This is a genomic window from Bradyrhizobium sp. 179, from assembly GCF_023073535.1.
Taxonomy (GTDB): domain Bacteria; phylum Pseudomonadota; class Alphaproteobacteria; order Rhizobiales; family Xanthobacteraceae; genus Bradyrhizobium.
In genome coordinates, this window is record NZ_JADPJR010000002.1 from 20,392 (window position 1) to 33,675 (window position 13,284).

The window sequence follows — 13,284 nt, forward strand, 5'->3', positions numbered from 1 at the left end:
CGGATCGGCGGCCTGAGACCGGAGAATCACATGAAGCCTTATGTCATCTGCCTGATGCACGCCAGCCTGGATGGCCGCACGCATCCCAGCCGCTGGCGTCCGAAGGGTGCGGGCACGGATTGGTTCGAGAAAATCCATGACGAGCTCGGCGGCGACGCCTGGGTGATCGGCCGCGTTACTGGCTCGGAATTCGCCAAGGGCAAGCCGTATCCGACCGGGACGAGCGAGAAATTTCCGCGCGAGAACTGGTTCGCACGACGCGATGCGAAAAGCTTTGGGGTCGTGCTCGATGCGCAGGGCAAGATCGGCTGGGGCCGCTCCGACATCGGCGGGGATCCAATTGTCGTCGTGCTAACCGAAAGCGTGCCGGATTCGCATCTCGCAGGGCTGCGCGGCGAGGGTGTGTCCTACGTCTTCGCCGGCAAGTCCGAGATCGATCTGGCGCTGACGCTGGACATTCTCAGCCGTGAGCTCGGCGTGAAGCGTCTGTTGGTGGAGGGCGGAGGTATCGCCAATGGCGCGTTCCTGCGCGCGGGTCTCATCGACGAATTCAATCTGATCCTCAGCCCCGCGGTGGATGGCGCGAGCGGCGCGCCCTTCGTGTTCGACTCGGCGGCCGCGGACAGCGACAAGCGTGCGCCCATCGTGGCGATGACGCTGGAGAGCACGCGCGAGCTCGGCGGCGGGGTCCTGCTGCTGCGCTATCTGATCCAGAACGACCCGCAGGCCGTGGCCAAGTAAGCGCCGGCATGTCGGAATCATCGGAGCACATCGTCATCGTCGGCGCCGGCGCCGCCGGCCTGATGGCAGCGCGGGAGCTGGCGCGTGCGGGCAGACGCGTGACCATCCTGGAGGCGCGCGAGCGCTGCGGCGGGCGCATCCATCCGCTGCCGGGATTGCAATTCGGCTATCCCGCCGACGGCGGAGCCGAGTTCGTCCATGGCGAGGCGCCGGTCACGCGGGCTTTGCTGCGCGAAGCCGGGCTGTTCCTTCAGGAGATCGAAGGGACGCAATGGAGCTTTGACGGCACAAGCCTCTCGCGTGAGGACCGCCACGATCCGCATGAGGCGGAGCTGCAAGCCGCGCTGCGGGACTTGAAGAATGATCTGACTGTGGCCGATTTCCTGCGCCGTCATTTTGCCGGGGAGGACTATGCGCGGCTGCGCCATTCGATCGAGCGGATGGTCGAGGGCTATGACGCGGCAGACCCCGAGCGTGCTTCGACGCTGGCGTTGCGCGAGGAATGGATGGATGGCGGTCACGCTCCGCAGGCGCGCATCAACGGTGGCTATGCCGCACTGATCGATTTTCTGGCGGCCGAGTGCCGCGCCTGCGGCGTTGCGATCCGGCTCGGTTGCGCCGCGTTGGCGATCGTGGAAGAGGGCGGCGCCGTAGCGATTCGCTGCGCCGGCGGCGATGGGCTTGTCTGCGACCGGGCGATCCTCACCGTGCCGCTGCCGCTGCTGCGCGAGATCGCGCTGCCGGCGAGCGTAAGCGCGAGGCTTGCTGCCGCCGACGACATCGGCTTCGGCAACGTCATCAAGATCCTGCTTTGCTTCGCGCGGCCATGGTGGCGCGACCGACAAGACGACCTCGTCGACATGACCTTCCTGCTGTCCGACGAAGCGATTCCGGTGTGGTGGACGCGATATCCTGACCAGCATCCCCTGCTCACCGGCTGGTTCGGCGGTCCACGGACGGCGGCGCTGTCGCATCTCGATTCGAAAGGACTGATCGAGGCCGGGCTCGATTCGCTCGCCGCCATCTTCAAGCGGCCACGCGAGGACATCGCGCGCGATCTCGTGGCGGCGGCCGCGAGCAATTGGGCGCACGATCGCTTTGCCCGCGGCGCCTATTCCTGGGCGACGCCGCGGACGCGCGAGGCGCAAGCGATACTCGCCCGCGCCGACGGCTTGGTGCTGTTGTCCGGCGAAGCGCTCTACCGCGGCCGCGATATGGGCACGGTTGAAGCGGCGCTGACGAGCGGCCTGGAGACGGCAGGGATGATCTTGCGGAGCTAAGAAAGAAGGCCCGCATCTCTGCGGGCCTTGCGGGCCCTTTTCGTCTTACCAGCGACCGCCGCCGAAGCTGAACGTTACGCCGGGACCACCGCCGTAATATCCGTACGGGCCGCCGCCATAATAGCCGTGGTGCCGCGGGTAATAGCCGTAGCTGCGGTAATGGGGGCGATAATGGCCATGGTGGTGATGACGCCAGTGATGATGGTGCCGATGGCCGTGATAATGGTGCCTGTGCTGCGCGCTGATGTCGGTCGATCGGCTGTCTTGCGCGTTCTGCTTCGCGCTCGAATTATTGGCCGCGTTCGCCGCAGATCCCCCGGCAAGCGCCGCAGCACCGATGGCCATCGCGACAAAGAGATACTTCATGTCATCACTCCGGTTGAATGTCGTGTGACAACAGATGAGCATGCAACGCGTTCCCACCAGAGCGGGCGTCGAAACGACGCAGCGTCTGACGTCCGGTTCGTGCGAATGACGCGTGTCGTCGGATTTATTGTCGCAAGGTAGGCGTTGTTGCGCCGCTGCCATCATGCCGCCGCGAACAGAGGATGCTACTTGAACGGATCCTGAATCGACGGCGCCGATTGCCGGATACGGCGCACGCTGACCGGCGTGCCGTCGGAGACGAACAAGAGCTCGTAGCGCCGGCCTTCGCTGTCGGTGGCGGAGCAGGTGACGTCGTTCACCTTCCTGGCGGCGAAATTGCCGGTCTGGCGGCAGATTCCGGTGGAGGTCTGCTCGGACGGCACCGGCAGGCCGTCGACCTTGGGACGGTCCTTGGAGTTGAGCAGCATGCGGTCGATCGGCAGCTCGTAGGAATTGTCGTCGGCGCGCTTGCCGTTCTCGCCCGAGAACGACACCACATGATTTGCGTCGGTGGGATCGTCGACCGCGACCGCGAAATTGACCCGGCCCTTGTCGCCATGGGCGTAGGCGATCGTCTTGCAGGCATAGGTGCGCCCGGCGACTTTGAGCGTCTTGCACTTGCCCGACATCAGCGCCAGCAGGTCAATGAAGGCGTTCTGCTGCTCGAGCGGATTTTTGACGGGAATGGGAGCGGAAGACTCGGCAAAGCAAGGGCTTGCCAGGGCAATGAGGGCGGCACCGAGGACCGGTCGGCGGAGGCGCATCGGAAGGCTCATATGCCAGAGAACCAGGGAAAAGCTCCGTCCGATAAGCATCGAACCGCAAATTGGCTGCGATCCCGTGTGCCTTGCCCAACCCATCTGGAATACCACCGCGTCATCCCAACGGCGATTCGCCGAAATCGCCCAGCCTGTCCCAGCCGGCACTTGCCGTCAGGCTAGTGTTTTTTTGGTGGCAGAGCTAGCCCATCGCCGCCTGCCAACGCCGATCGCGCAAGGATGGCCGGCGGTGCAGGCGGGCGTCGAGCACGGCGCGGGCGCGGGAGAGCTCGCCGCTGCGCATCAGCGCGACGAGGTAGGTGTCCTCGATCAATTCGCGCTGGGCGTGGCTGCCGCCGATGCGCACGACGTCAGCCAGCACCGGCGCGAGCGTTTTCACGCACGCCGTGTAATCCTCATCCGCAAAGGCCAGAAGCGCGCGGCAGATCGCGGGCACCACCGGGCCGGCCGGCAGCTTGCCGTCCGCGAGCCGCTGTTCGATCACCGCAAGGCGCGCGGCAAGCGCCTCGTGATTCTGCGTTGCGGCGGCGAGCAGGGCCATGTGGACGTCGGCGAACGGCAGGCTCGACTTCGGAAACAGCTCTTGCGCGGTGGCATCGGCATCGAGCCAGAGCGCCTTCGGTACGGTGTGGCCGTAGGTCGAGAGGCGCCACAACAGCGATGCGGCGTCGGTGATGACGTTGAGCGGCGGCGCCTGCGTCACCGACGGCTGGAGCACGTCGGCATAGATCGACAGCGCCCGGGCTGCATCGCCGTGCTCCAGCGCGCCGAGCGCCTGGTGCCAGCGGATGTGACCGTGCAAAATTCCGGCCCGGTCGTAACACGGGATCCAGTCGTCAACGAGACGATCGGCCGCCTCGAACGAGCCGTCCTCGAACATCGCATGCAGCACGGCATGCGCGGCATGGGCGTTCGCCCGGCGCAGTCCGAAGCCGCGCTCGGTGACGTCGCGGCCGCGGGCGACGTCGCCATCCTCCGTCATCGCCCAGCCATACATGGTGAGAAACCACCAATCTTCGCCATAGTGCTGCGCGACGCTCTCGCAGAGCTCATGCCGGGCGCGGTCGTGATCAGCCATGCCGGAGAAGGCGAACAGACCGAACGCGCCGAGCGGCAGCGACAGCACCAATGCATCGCGCGGCCATGTCTCGACGTGCTTGCGCGTCGCCGTGATCGCCTCGGGCAGCCGTCCCGCGATCGCCAACGCCAGCGTCTCGACATGGGAGCGCTCGCGTTCGGTGCCGCGTTTGGCCACGAGCTCGCGCGCGATCGCCGCCTTGCCGCGCGCGAGATCGCCCTGCTGGTAGAACGCGTGCACGCGGGCGCGGGCGATATGGGCCAGCGCGAAATCCGGGTCAGTCGCAATCGCGCGCTCCAGCGCCTCTGCCGTGCCGGTCCACCCCGAGAGCATGAGGTCGACGCCGTCGCGATAGGCGGAGGCTGCCGCATCGGATGTGGTGGAGAGCGGCAGGCCGTAGCGGTCTTCGTGAGCCATGGTCGTCTCCGCAGTTCAAGCCGTCCGCGCCCGGCGTCCTTCGATCGGATAGGCGGGATCGTTGTAGCCTGGCGTCGAGGGATGGCCCGGCACGACCAGCCGGTCGATCAGTGCCTCGTCCTCTGCGGTGAAGCGATAGTCGAGCGCGCGGATGTAGTCGTTCCACTGTTCTTCCGTGCGGGGGCCGGCGATGATGGAGGTCACGAAAGCGGAGTTCAGCACCCAGGCGACCGCGAACTGGCCGGCGGTGATGCCCTTGTTCTCGGCGTGATGCTTGATCTCTTGGGCGAGCTGGAGCGATTCCGGCCGCCATTCGGTCTGCATCATGCGGGTGTCGTTGCGGCCTGCGCGCGTCTCCTTGTCGGGGGGCGCATCGGGCTTGTATTTGCCGGTGAGTACGCCGCGCGCCAAGGGACTGTAGGGCACGATGCCGAGGCCGTAATAGGCGCAGGCCGGAAAATGCTCGACCTCGGGCATGCGGTTCATCGCGTTGTAATAGGGCTGACTCACCGCGGGCCGGTCGATGCCGAGCCGGTCGCAGATGTTGCAGATCTCGGCGACGCGCCAGGCGCGGTAGTTCGACACGCCGAAATAGCGCACCTTGCCCGCGCGGATCAGGTCGCCCATCGCGCGCACCGTCTCCTCCAGCGGCGTCGCGTGGTCTTCCTTGTGCAGATAGTAGATGTCGATGTGGTCGGTGCCGAGCCGCGTCAAGCTCTCGTCCGCTGCCTGCAACACCCAGCGCCGCGACAGCCCGCCGCGATTGGGATCGTCTCCCATATCATGGTTCATGCGATTGGCGAGTTTTGTGGCGAGCACCCAGGCGTGACGATTGTGGGCAATCGCGCGTCCGACGACCTGTTCGGATGCACCCTTCGCATAGGCATCTGCGGTGTCGATGAAATTGATCCCGGCATCGAATGCCTTCGCGACGATCCGCTTGGACGCGGCTTCATCCGTCGGCCCGCCGAACATCATGGTGCCCAGACAAATCGGCGACACTTTCAGGCCGCTACGGCCAAGCTGGCGGTATTGCATGGGCTGTCCTCGATATTGGTGGAGGGCAGCATAGCCAGCAACGCCGGTCATTGCGAGTGTAGCGAAGCAAATCCAGAGATGTGTCTGCGGAGGGATTCTGGATTGCTTCGCTGCGCTCGCAATGATGGTGGGCACGCTTGTGCCTCATATTTAGTGTCATCGCCCGCGAAGGCGGGCGATCCAGTACTCCGAGACGGTTGTGATTGATTGAGGGGCCGCGGCGTGCTGGATTCCCCGCCTTCGCGGGGAATGACAGCCGTGGGTGTGGAATTTACCCCGGCCCCTTCAAGAACTTGAACACGCCATTGGCCATCACGATGCAGCGGTCATCGACCGAGACCTCGGTGCTCATGAAGATCAGGCTGCGCGTCGCCCGCACGACGCGCGGGCGGGAGATCAGGATGTCGCCGATCTGGCCGGCCTCGACGAAATGGGTGTCGAGCTGCACCGTCGCCATGAACTCCTTGCCGGAGACGTAGCGGGCGGTCATGCCGCAGGTGCGGTCGGCGAAGGTCATCATCACGCCGCCCTGGACCATGCCGCGGCGGTTGTGGTGCTTGTCTTCGGTGGCGAGCGCGAACTCGTAATGGCCGTCGACCTTGCGTTCCCACAAGGGGCCGATCAGGTGCATGAAGCCGGTGGTCTCGAGAATGGTCCAGCCCTCTGATTTCAGGCTTGCGGCGGCCTTGTTGGTCATGTCGTCGTCCATTCCTGTGCGGCCCTTGCGATCTCATTTCATCGAGGCCGGACGTGGTGTAGTCAAGCATCATGAGACCGTTCGACGATGCCACACGGCGGAATATCGCCGCCGCCTGCGCGGCCTTCGCGCGCCTGCCTGAGGAAGAAGCGCCGGCGGCATTGAAGCGTGCCGCGGTGGCAGTTGCGCTGACCGCGGCAGGCGAGGGCGATGACACTGCGTTGCTGCTCACGCTGCGCGCATCGCATCTGCGTGCCCATCGCGGCCAATGGGCCTTGCCGGGCGGACGTTGCGATCCCGGCGAGACGCCGGTCGAGGCGGCGCTGCGCGAGCTCGACGAGGAGCTTGGCCTTCGCCTCACCAGCGCCGACGTGCTCGGCACCCTCGACGATTATCCGACACGCTCCGGCTATCTGATCACGCCGGTCGTGGTCTGGGCGTCGGATAGCGCCGTGATCAGGCCGAACCCGGACGAGGTGGCGTCCGTCCATCGCGTCGCGCTCGCCACGATCGAGCGCGAGGACGCTTTCGACTTCGTCGCGATCCCCGAAAGCGCGCGACGCGTGATTCGCTTCCATCATCAGGCGAGCCTGATCCACGCGCCGACGGCCGCGCTCATCTACCAATTCCGCGAGGTGCTGGCGGGCCGGCACACCCGCGTGACTGAGCTGGAACAACCGGTGTTCGCCTGGAAATGACGATGGTAAACGGCACGTTAACGTGACGGTTACCGGATGCCTGCTAAGAGGGCAGCATGCATCACCCACCGATTCGACGCGCCCTGACGCTGGTTCCATTCGCGCTCGTGCTGCTCGCACCCGCCGCGCGCGGCGGCGCCGATGCGCTTCCGCCCGCCGTCAGCAATGCCAACGCTCAGCTCCTGTCGCAGTTTTTTGCGCAAGGTGGGGCCTCGCCGGCTGTGCTCGAATATCGCCGCAAGCTCGCGGAATATCAGGCGGCGCGGGCCGCCTTCGACGCCGAAGCGGGCGCCTATTGGAGCCAGATTTCGGAGAAGCGCCGCACCCGCAACGCCAAGCGGCGCAGCGGCCAACAGATCACGCTCGACGATTACGTGCTGGAGCATCCGCCGCTCTACAGCGGGCCGAAGCGCCCGGTGAACCCGGAGCCGGAGGAAGCGCCGGAGCGCCCGCCACGAAAGCCCATTCCGGTGGTCGCTGATTTCCTGCGCGCAGCGCAGGAGCTCTACCAGTTCACGCCGCAGCGCCCGACCAACGAGGTCGAGTTCAAGCGCGCCTATGCGCGCTACGCGCTCGCCTCGGGGCTGACGCGGGAGCAGGCCGTGCGGGTCTACTCGTTCGAGACCGGCGGCACCGGCAGTTACGACGTGCAGGCGGGAATCGAGCATGGTGGCAAGCGCGCGATCTCGACCGCGATGGGCTACAACCAATTGCTCACCACCAACAGTGTCGAGCTCTTGGCCGAGCAGGGCCATGAATTCATCCGTGCGCTTTCGGAGAAGGTGGCGCGCAGCTCGGGCCCGGCGCGCCAGGCGCTCGAGCACAAGCTCGCGGTACTGAAGAAAATGGTCGCGCATGCGAAGTCGGTGCCCGACACCTGGTCCGAGCACGAGAAGATCGGCAACACCGCCCAGGGCTGGGCCATGCATGCCATGGTGCTCGACGTCGATGTCGGCCCGATGCTCCAGACCCACAAGCTCCTGACCTCGGTGCTGTTCGCGCGGGCCAAGGGCTATACCCGGCCGCTCAGCGCGGCCGAGCTCGAGATGATGAACCTCACCGGCGATGGCACCGGCCTCGACATGGTGACGATGCCGCAGGCGATGCGCGAACAGGTGCCGACCTCGAACTTCTTCCAGCGCGGCGGCTACGAGCGCAATCCGGTCGCGATCCGCCACAACACGGTGGCGAAGTTGCTGGCGGTGACGGATGATCGCATGGACTCGAACAGCAGCAAGGCCGGCGCAAAGGAGCTGGCGGGGGCGTTTTAGTGAGCGCTGTCGTAGGTAGGCAAAGCGAAGCGTACCCACTGGAATACTGGATCGTCCGCCTTCGCGGACGATGACGCCGAGTGTGTGGCGCCGCTATCGCCCACCAGGTCAAGCCCTACTGATCCGGCCCGAACTTGAACTTGCCGTCGCCTTCGAGATACGGGCCGGTGCGCATGTAGAGCTGGCCGTTGTGGCCGATGAAGAACAGCGTCCCCTTCGGCACTTTCTTGGCGCCCTTCAGCAGCTCGCCGGCATTGCTGGTGCCCATCTTATAGGAATAGGTCTTGCCCTCCTTGTCGTAGGCGTAGCCCGTGTCGGGCTTGAGCTCCCACGGCGTTGCCGCGGTCTGCGCCAGTGCGGGCGCGGCAACGGCGCCGAGCGCGACTGCAATTGCAAATGACTTGGTTGAAAATCCCGTCATTCCCATCCTCCCACCGTCGGGACATTCTGGGTTTGAACAAATCACGAACGGTATTTCCGGGTCAATTCGCGAAAGCGCCGCAGCGCATCACGTCTCGCCCAGCGGTTTGTGATTTTCCCTTCGTCCCCTCGCGACTATGTTCCGCTTTCCGTCTAGAACGCAACTCGACAAATTATGGGTGGGGATGATTCGGATGCGCCATGTGATTAAACTCTGCTGGGCTGCTGCATTGTCACTGACGGCGCTGGCACCAGCCGCCCGGGCCGATGATTACCAGCTCAGCCACAACCAGCGCATTTCGTGCAGCCGCGGCCTTGCCCCCGGCAAGCTGAACACCGCGACCTGCAAGTCCTACACCTATCTGTTCAACACCAAGACCTCGGAATATTTCCGCTGCCAGGTCTCGCTGGCGCTGACCCGCGACAACAAGGAAGTCATCAACGTCCAGACCGACGGCGGCTGCACCAGGAAGCCGCGCATCTTCGAGACCGACGGCAAATACGATTTCGACGCCACCGAGACCGAGCCGCCGAACACCAACTCGTTCTTCGGCCCCGGCGGCTATTCGGTCTGGGCCGCCGATGCCAGCGCGCAAAAGGTGCGCGGCTGCATCATCATCTCCTCCGGCCTCGGCTCCGATATCTCCAAGTGCCTGGACATGACCTTCCAGTGAGGGTGCGCTCCCTCCTGCTTGCGGGGAGTGTTGGCGAGAGCGGGCATCCGCGGTCGGGGCAATCCCCCTAGAGGAGAGAGCCTCGCGACCTCTCCGCGAGCGGGAGAGGCGAGCGCTGCGCCACCTCGCCGCACCCCGCCGGGTTCCCCAAAAAAATCGAGCCGGAACGGCCGTTTACCGCAGTCCTGTTTTGCCTTTTGGATGGGTTGACCCGTCCCCTTCATCCGGCCAATTTCGCCGCCGGTTTGGGGAGTACAACAACCATGAAACGGACGATCTTCGGCGTAGCCGCGGCTCTTGCTCTGGCGGCGTCGGCGCCTTGCGCTCAGGCGCAATCCTTCATCAATGTGCTGACCGGCGGCACCTCCGGCGTCTACTATCCGCTCGGGGTCGCGATCGGAAAGATCTACGGCGATAAGATTCCGAATGTGAAGACGCAGGTGCAGGCCACCAAGGCGTCGGTCGAGAACCTCATCCTGCTGCAGCAGGGCCGCGGCGAGCTCGCCTTCACGCTGGGTGACTCGCTCAAAGCCGCCTGGAACGGCGAGGAGGAGGCGGGCTTCAAGACCAAGCTCGACAAGCTCAGGACCATCGGCGCGATCTATCCGAACTACATCCAGATCGTTGCGACCACTGAGTCCGGCATCAAGACGCTCGCCGACCTCAAGGGCAAGAGCCTCTCGGTCGGCGCGCCCAAATCCGGCACCGAGCTCAATTCCCGCGCGATCCTCGCCGCCGCCGGCATGAGCTACAAGGATCTCGGAAAGGTCGAATATCTGCCCTTCGCCGAGTCCGTCGATCTCATGAAGAACCGCCAGCTCGCTGCGACGCTGCAATCGGCCGGCCTCGGCGTCGCCTCGCTGAAGGACCTGTCGACCTCGAGCCCGATCACGGTGGTGTCGGTGCCGAAGGAGACCGTCGACAAGATCGGCCCGCCCTTCATCTCCGCGATCATTCCGGCCAACACCTACACCGGGCAGGACAAGGACGTGCCGACGGCTGCCGTCGTGAACTACCTCGTGACCAGCTCGGCGGTGTCGGATGATCTCGCCTATCAGATGACGAAACTGGTCTACGAGTCGCTGCCCGAGCTCGCCAACGCGCATGCAGCCGGCAAGGAGATCAAGCTCGAGACGGCCGCCAGCGGCAGCCCGGTTCCGCTGCACCCCGGCGCGATCCGCTATTACAAGGAAAAGGGGCTGATCAAGTAATACAGGTGCCATGGCCGGGCTCGACCCGGCCATCCATCCACCAGGATTCATCTTTCGATGGATGCCCGGGTCAAGCCCGGGCATGACGATTTCAGGGCGCGGGGACATATCGATGTTGCAGGCAGAGGGCACCGAAGCTGCGCCCATCAAGGTCGAGTTCGACAATTTCGAGCACGGCTTTCCGGAAGGCTTTGGTCCGGGCTGGTGGGGCCATCTCGCTTACTGGATCGGAATCGCGTTTGCCACCTTCCAGCTCTATGTCGCCGCCTTCAACTATCTGCCGAGCCAGGTGGTGCGCGGCGTCCATGTCGGCTTCCTCGTGCTGCTCACCTTTGGCCTGATCGGCAATTTCACCGCCAAGAGTAATTTCGGCCGTGCGCTCGGCTGGGTGATCGGCGGCGCCGGTTTTTTCTGCGGGCTCTATCAATGGATCTTCTATGCCGACCTGATCGCCCGGGACGGCGATCCCACGCGGCTTGATCTCGTCGTTGGCACGCTGCTGGCCGTGCTGATCTTCGAGGGCACGCGGCGGCTGATGGGCGCGGCGCTGCCGCTGATGTGCGGCGCCTGTCTCGTCTACTGGTTCTTCGGCCAATATCTGCCGTCGCCGCTCAACCATCGCGGCTATGATTTCGACCAGATCGTCACGCATCTGTCGTTCGGCACGGAAGGCTTTTACGGCGTGCCGATCTACGTTTCGGCGACCTACATCTTTCTGTTCATCCTGTTCGGCTCCTTCCTGGAGCGCGCCGGCATGATCCAGCTCTTCACCGACGTCTCGCTCGGCCTGTTCGGCCGCACCCGCGGCGGACCTGCCAAGGTTGCTGTGTTCGCCTCGGGCATGATGGGCACGATCTCCGGCTCCGGGGTTGCCAACGTCGTCACGGTTGGCCAGTTCACGATCCCCTTGATGATCAGGTTCGGTTACCGCCGCGCGTTCGCGGCGGGCGTCGAGGCGACGGCCTCGATGGGCGGGCAGATCATGCCGCCAGTGATGGGCGCGGTTGCCTTCATCATGGCCGAGACGCTCGGCGTGCAATATTCGGAGATCGTGAAGGCGGCGGCAATTCCTGCGATCCTGTATTTCGCCTCAGCGTTCTGGATGGTGCATCTGGAAGCCGGCAAGCACGGGCTCGTCGGCATGAAGCGCTCGGAGATCCCGAGCGCCTGGAAGGCGCTGGTGACGCGCTGGTATCTCGTGTTGCCGCTCGCCGCGCTCGTCTACATGCTGTTCGAAGGCTTTACGCCGCTCTATGCCGGCAGCATGGGCCTTGCGCTGACCGTGGCGCTGATCCTGGGGACCAGCATCACGGCCGGCATGTCCGCGACGGTCATTCGCTACATCTTCTGGATCGGCCTCGCGCTGGTCGTCGCCGCGCTGTCGCGCGACGGCCTCCAGATCGTGCCGGTCGCTTGCGTCGTGGTCGGGCTCATCGTGATCACGGCGTTCGTGCGCGGCGGCTTTGCGGCGTTGCGCGCCTGCCGTGATGCCTTGGCCGAGAGCGCCAAATCCGCCATCACCGTCGGCATGGCCTGCGCCATCGTTGGCGTCATCATCGGCATGATGTCGCAGACCGGTGTCGGCACCATCTTCGGCGGCTGGGTGATTGGCCTCGGCGAGAAGAGCCTGTTCTTGGCGCTGATCATGACCATGCTGCTGTCGATTCTGCTCGGCACCGGCATCCCGACCATCCCGACCTACATCATCACCGCCGCGCTCGCCGCGCCGGCGCTCGCCAAGCTCGGCGTTCCCCTGATCGCGAGCCACATGTTCGCGTTCTATTACGGCATCATGGCCGACCTCTCGCCGCCGGTGGCGCTCGCCGCGCTGGCGGCGGCACCGATCGCGAAGGAGAACCCGGACAAGATCGGCTGGGAGGCGATGCGCATCGCGCTCGCCGGTTACGTCATCCCCTTCATCTTCGTCTATTCGCCTGCGCTGATGCTGCAGGCCGGCGATCCCATGGCGGCCAAGCTCGGCTTCTACGGCGCGGTGGCACTCGCGAGCTTCAAGGCGCTGGTGGCGATTGCGCTGTTCGGCATGGTCGCGATCGGCTTCCTGTTCACGCGGCTAACGCTGGTCGAGCGGCTGGTCGCGCTCGGCGCCGCGTTCTGCCTGCTCGGCGAATTCCCGTTCAGCGACACGGCCGGCTTCGTGCTCTCCGCGGCGCTGGTGCTGTGGCAATGGCACCGGCGTCCGCCGGCGGCGGTCGAGGCAGTGTGAGCCTCTGCTTGGCAACGGCAGGCGGCGTCAAGGCGCTGGCGCTGTCCGCCTTCACGTTGGCCTGGACGCATTCGATCGCGAAGGTCGAGTGGCAGGAAGACTGGCGGGCCACGCCCGCCGGCCTCGAATTGGTGCAGGCCCGCGTCAAGGGCACTGGCCCCGGTATGGAGCCGCCGCCCGCGGCGCGGCTGGTCGACGGCTGGTTTCAGTGGCAGCCGAACCGCGCGCCGATGCCGGAGGTGGTGCTGGGCAATTCGGGCACGGCGGGGGAGTGGCGGCTGTGCCATGCTGGAAAGTGCCGGACATTGTCAGAGATTGTCGGCCATCCGATCGGTGCTAACGTCACCAAAATGAGCATCTGCGAACAACAATAGAAATAAGGGAGATCAC

Annotated in this window: 14 protein-coding genes; 8 read left to right on the plus strand and 6 right to left on the minus strand. The window is 65.1% G+C overall.

Going from position 1 to position 13,284, the window contains the following annotated elements; all coding sequences use genetic code 11:
- Positions 1–30 precede the first annotated feature (30 nt).
- Together IVB12_RS00140 and IVB12_RS00145 are read left to right on the plus strand one after the other, a co-directional pair.
- Complete coding sequence (locus tag IVB12_RS00140; protein ID WP_247294461.1) at positions 31–741, plus strand: dihydrofolate reductase family protein; 711 nt, start codon at positions 31–33, stop codon at positions 739–741.
- An 8-nt stretch (positions 742–749) separates the two neighbouring features.
- Positions 750–2,021 (plus strand): NAD(P)/FAD-dependent oxidoreductase, encoded by a 1,272-nt coding sequence (locus IVB12_RS00145; protein ID WP_247294463.1) that lies wholly within the window; start codon positions 750–752, stop codon positions 2,019–2,021.
- Positions 2,022–2,066: 45 nt separating this feature from the next.
- On the opposite strand, the gene IVB12_RS00150 is transcribed toward IVB12_RS00145, so the two are convergent.
- The 5 genes from IVB12_RS00150 to IVB12_RS00170 all read right to left on the minus strand — a co-directional run bounded on the left by IVB12_RS00150 (position 2,067) and on the right by IVB12_RS00170 (position 6,396).
- Positions 2,067–2,387, minus strand: a complete 321-nt coding sequence (locus IVB12_RS00150) for a hypothetical protein (protein ID WP_247294466.1) — start codon at positions 2,385–2,387, stop codon at positions 2,067–2,069.
- A gap of 185 nt (positions 2,388–2,572) precedes the next feature.
- Positions 2,573–3,151 (minus strand): hypothetical protein, encoded by a 579-nt coding sequence (locus IVB12_RS00155; RefSeq protein ID WP_247281454.1) that lies wholly within the window; start codon positions 3,149–3,151, stop codon positions 2,573–2,575.
- Positions 3,152–3,347: 196 nt separating this feature from the next.
- The gene (locus tag IVB12_RS00160; RefSeq protein ID WP_247294468.1) at positions 3,348–4,661 is read right to left on the minus strand and encodes a tetratricopeptide repeat protein; all 1,314 of its coding nucleotides are present in this window, start codon (positions 4,659–4,661) and stop codon (positions 3,348–3,350) included.
- 15 nt (positions 4,662–4,676) lie between these two features.
- Positions 4,677–5,699 carry an aldo/keto reductase gene (locus tag IVB12_RS00165; RefSeq protein WP_247294470.1) on the minus strand — a complete coding sequence of 341 codons (1,023 nt, stop codon included), beginning with the start codon at positions 5,697–5,699 and terminating at the stop codon, positions 4,677–4,679.
- Positions 5,700–5,970: 271 nt separating this feature from the next.
- The gene (locus tag IVB12_RS00170; RefSeq protein WP_247294471.1) at positions 5,971–6,396 is read right to left on the minus strand and encodes a PaaI family thioesterase; all 426 of its coding nucleotides are present in this window, start codon (positions 6,394–6,396) and stop codon (positions 5,971–5,973) included.
- A 71-nt stretch (positions 6,397–6,467) separates the two neighbouring features.
- On the opposite strand from IVB12_RS00170, the gene IVB12_RS00175 reads away from it, so the two are divergent.
- Both IVB12_RS00175 and IVB12_RS00180 read left to right on the plus strand, forming a co-directional pair.
- Positions 6,468–7,094 (plus strand): CoA pyrophosphatase, encoded by a 627-nt coding sequence (locus IVB12_RS00175; RefSeq protein WP_247294473.1) that lies wholly within the window; start codon positions 6,468–6,470, stop codon positions 7,092–7,094.
- 56 nt (positions 7,095–7,150) lie between these two features.
- Entirely contained in the window at positions 7,151–8,365 is a 1,215-nt protein-coding gene (locus IVB12_RS00180) for a hypothetical protein (protein WP_247294476.1), read from the plus strand.
- A 115-nt stretch (positions 8,366–8,480) separates the two neighbouring features.
- Here IVB12_RS00180 and IVB12_RS00185 read toward each other — a convergent pair whose 3' ends face one another.
- The gene (locus tag IVB12_RS00185; protein WP_247281448.1) at positions 8,481–8,786 is read right to left on the minus strand and encodes a hypothetical protein; all 306 of its coding nucleotides are present in this window, start codon (positions 8,784–8,786) and stop codon (positions 8,481–8,483) included.
- Between the two features lie 193 nt (positions 8,787–8,979).
- Between IVB12_RS00185 and IVB12_RS00190 the strand changes: the two genes are divergently transcribed.
- From IVB12_RS00190 to IVB12_RS00205, 4 genes are all read left to right on the plus strand, one after another.
- Complete coding sequence (locus IVB12_RS00190; RefSeq protein WP_247281447.1) at positions 8,980–9,459, plus strand: hypothetical protein; 480 nt, start codon at positions 8,980–8,982, stop codon at positions 9,457–9,459.
- A gap of 263 nt (positions 9,460–9,722) precedes the next feature.
- Positions 9,723–10,670, plus strand: coding sequence for a TAXI family TRAP transporter solute-binding subunit (locus IVB12_RS00195; protein WP_247294478.1), 948 nt, complete (start codon positions 9,723–9,725; stop codon positions 10,668–10,670).
- A 112-nt stretch (positions 10,671–10,782) separates the two neighbouring features.
- Positions 10,783–12,894: a TRAP transporter permease gene (locus IVB12_RS00200; protein WP_247294480.1), complete on the plus strand. Its 2,112-nt coding sequence runs from the start codon at positions 10,783–10,785 to the stop codon at positions 12,892–12,894.
- The gene (locus IVB12_RS00205; RefSeq protein ID WP_247294481.1) at positions 12,855–13,268 is read left to right on the plus strand and encodes a DUF1850 domain-containing protein; all 414 of its coding nucleotides are present in this window, start codon (positions 12,855–12,857) and stop codon (positions 13,266–13,268) included. The genes IVB12_RS00200 and IVB12_RS00205 overlap by 40 nt, the downstream gene beginning before the upstream one ends.
- The last annotated feature ends 16 nt before the right edge of the window (positions 13,269–13,284 follow it).

Bases quoted from the DNA above. Each gene is read 5' to 3' on its own strand.
- IVB12_RS00140 (WP_247294461.1), top strand. From the start codon at position 31: ATGAAGCCTTATGTCATCTGCCTGATGCACGCCAGCCTGGATGGCCGC.
- IVB12_RS00145 (WP_247294463.1), top strand. From the start codon at position 750: ATGTCGGAATCATCGGAGCACATCGTCATCGTCGGCGCCGGCGCCGCC.
- IVB12_RS00150 (WP_247294466.1), bottom strand. From the start codon at position 2,387: ATGAAGTATCTCTTTGTCGCGATGGCCATCGGTGCTGCGGCGCTTGCC.
- IVB12_RS00155 (WP_247281454.1), bottom strand. From the start codon at position 3,151: ATGCGCCTCCGCCGACCGGTCCTCGGTGCCGCCCTCATTGCCCTGGCA.
- IVB12_RS00160 (WP_247294468.1), bottom strand. From the start codon at position 4,661: ATGGCTCACGAAGACCGCTACGGCCTGCCGCTCTCCACCACATCCGAT.
- IVB12_RS00165 (WP_247294470.1), bottom strand. From the start codon at position 5,699: ATGCAATACCGCCAGCTTGGCCGTAGCGGCCTGAAAGTGTCGCCGATT.
- IVB12_RS00170 (WP_247294471.1), bottom strand. From the start codon at position 6,396: ATGACCAACAAGGCCGCCGCAAGCCTGAAATCAGAGGGCTGGACCATT.
- IVB12_RS00175 (WP_247294473.1), top strand. From the start codon at position 6,468: ATGAGACCGTTCGACGATGCCACACGGCGGAATATCGCCGCCGCCTGC.
- IVB12_RS00180 (WP_247294476.1), top strand. From the start codon at position 7,151: ATGCATCACCCACCGATTCGACGCGCCCTGACGCTGGTTCCATTCGCG.
- IVB12_RS00185 (WP_247281448.1), bottom strand. From the start codon at position 8,786: ATGACGGGATTTTCAACCAAGTCATTTGCAATTGCAGTCGCGCTCGGC.
- IVB12_RS00190 (WP_247281447.1), top strand. From the start codon at position 8,980: ATGCGCCATGTGATTAAACTCTGCTGGGCTGCTGCATTGTCACTGACG.
- IVB12_RS00195 (WP_247294478.1), top strand. From the start codon at position 9,723: ATGAAACGGACGATCTTCGGCGTAGCCGCGGCTCTTGCTCTGGCGGCG.
- IVB12_RS00200 (WP_247294480.1), top strand. From the start codon at position 10,783: ATGTTGCAGGCAGAGGGCACCGAAGCTGCGCCCATCAAGGTCGAGTTC.
- IVB12_RS00205 (WP_247294481.1), top strand. From the start codon at position 12,855: ATGGCACCGGCGTCCGCCGGCGGCGGTCGAGGCAGTGTGAGCCTCTGC.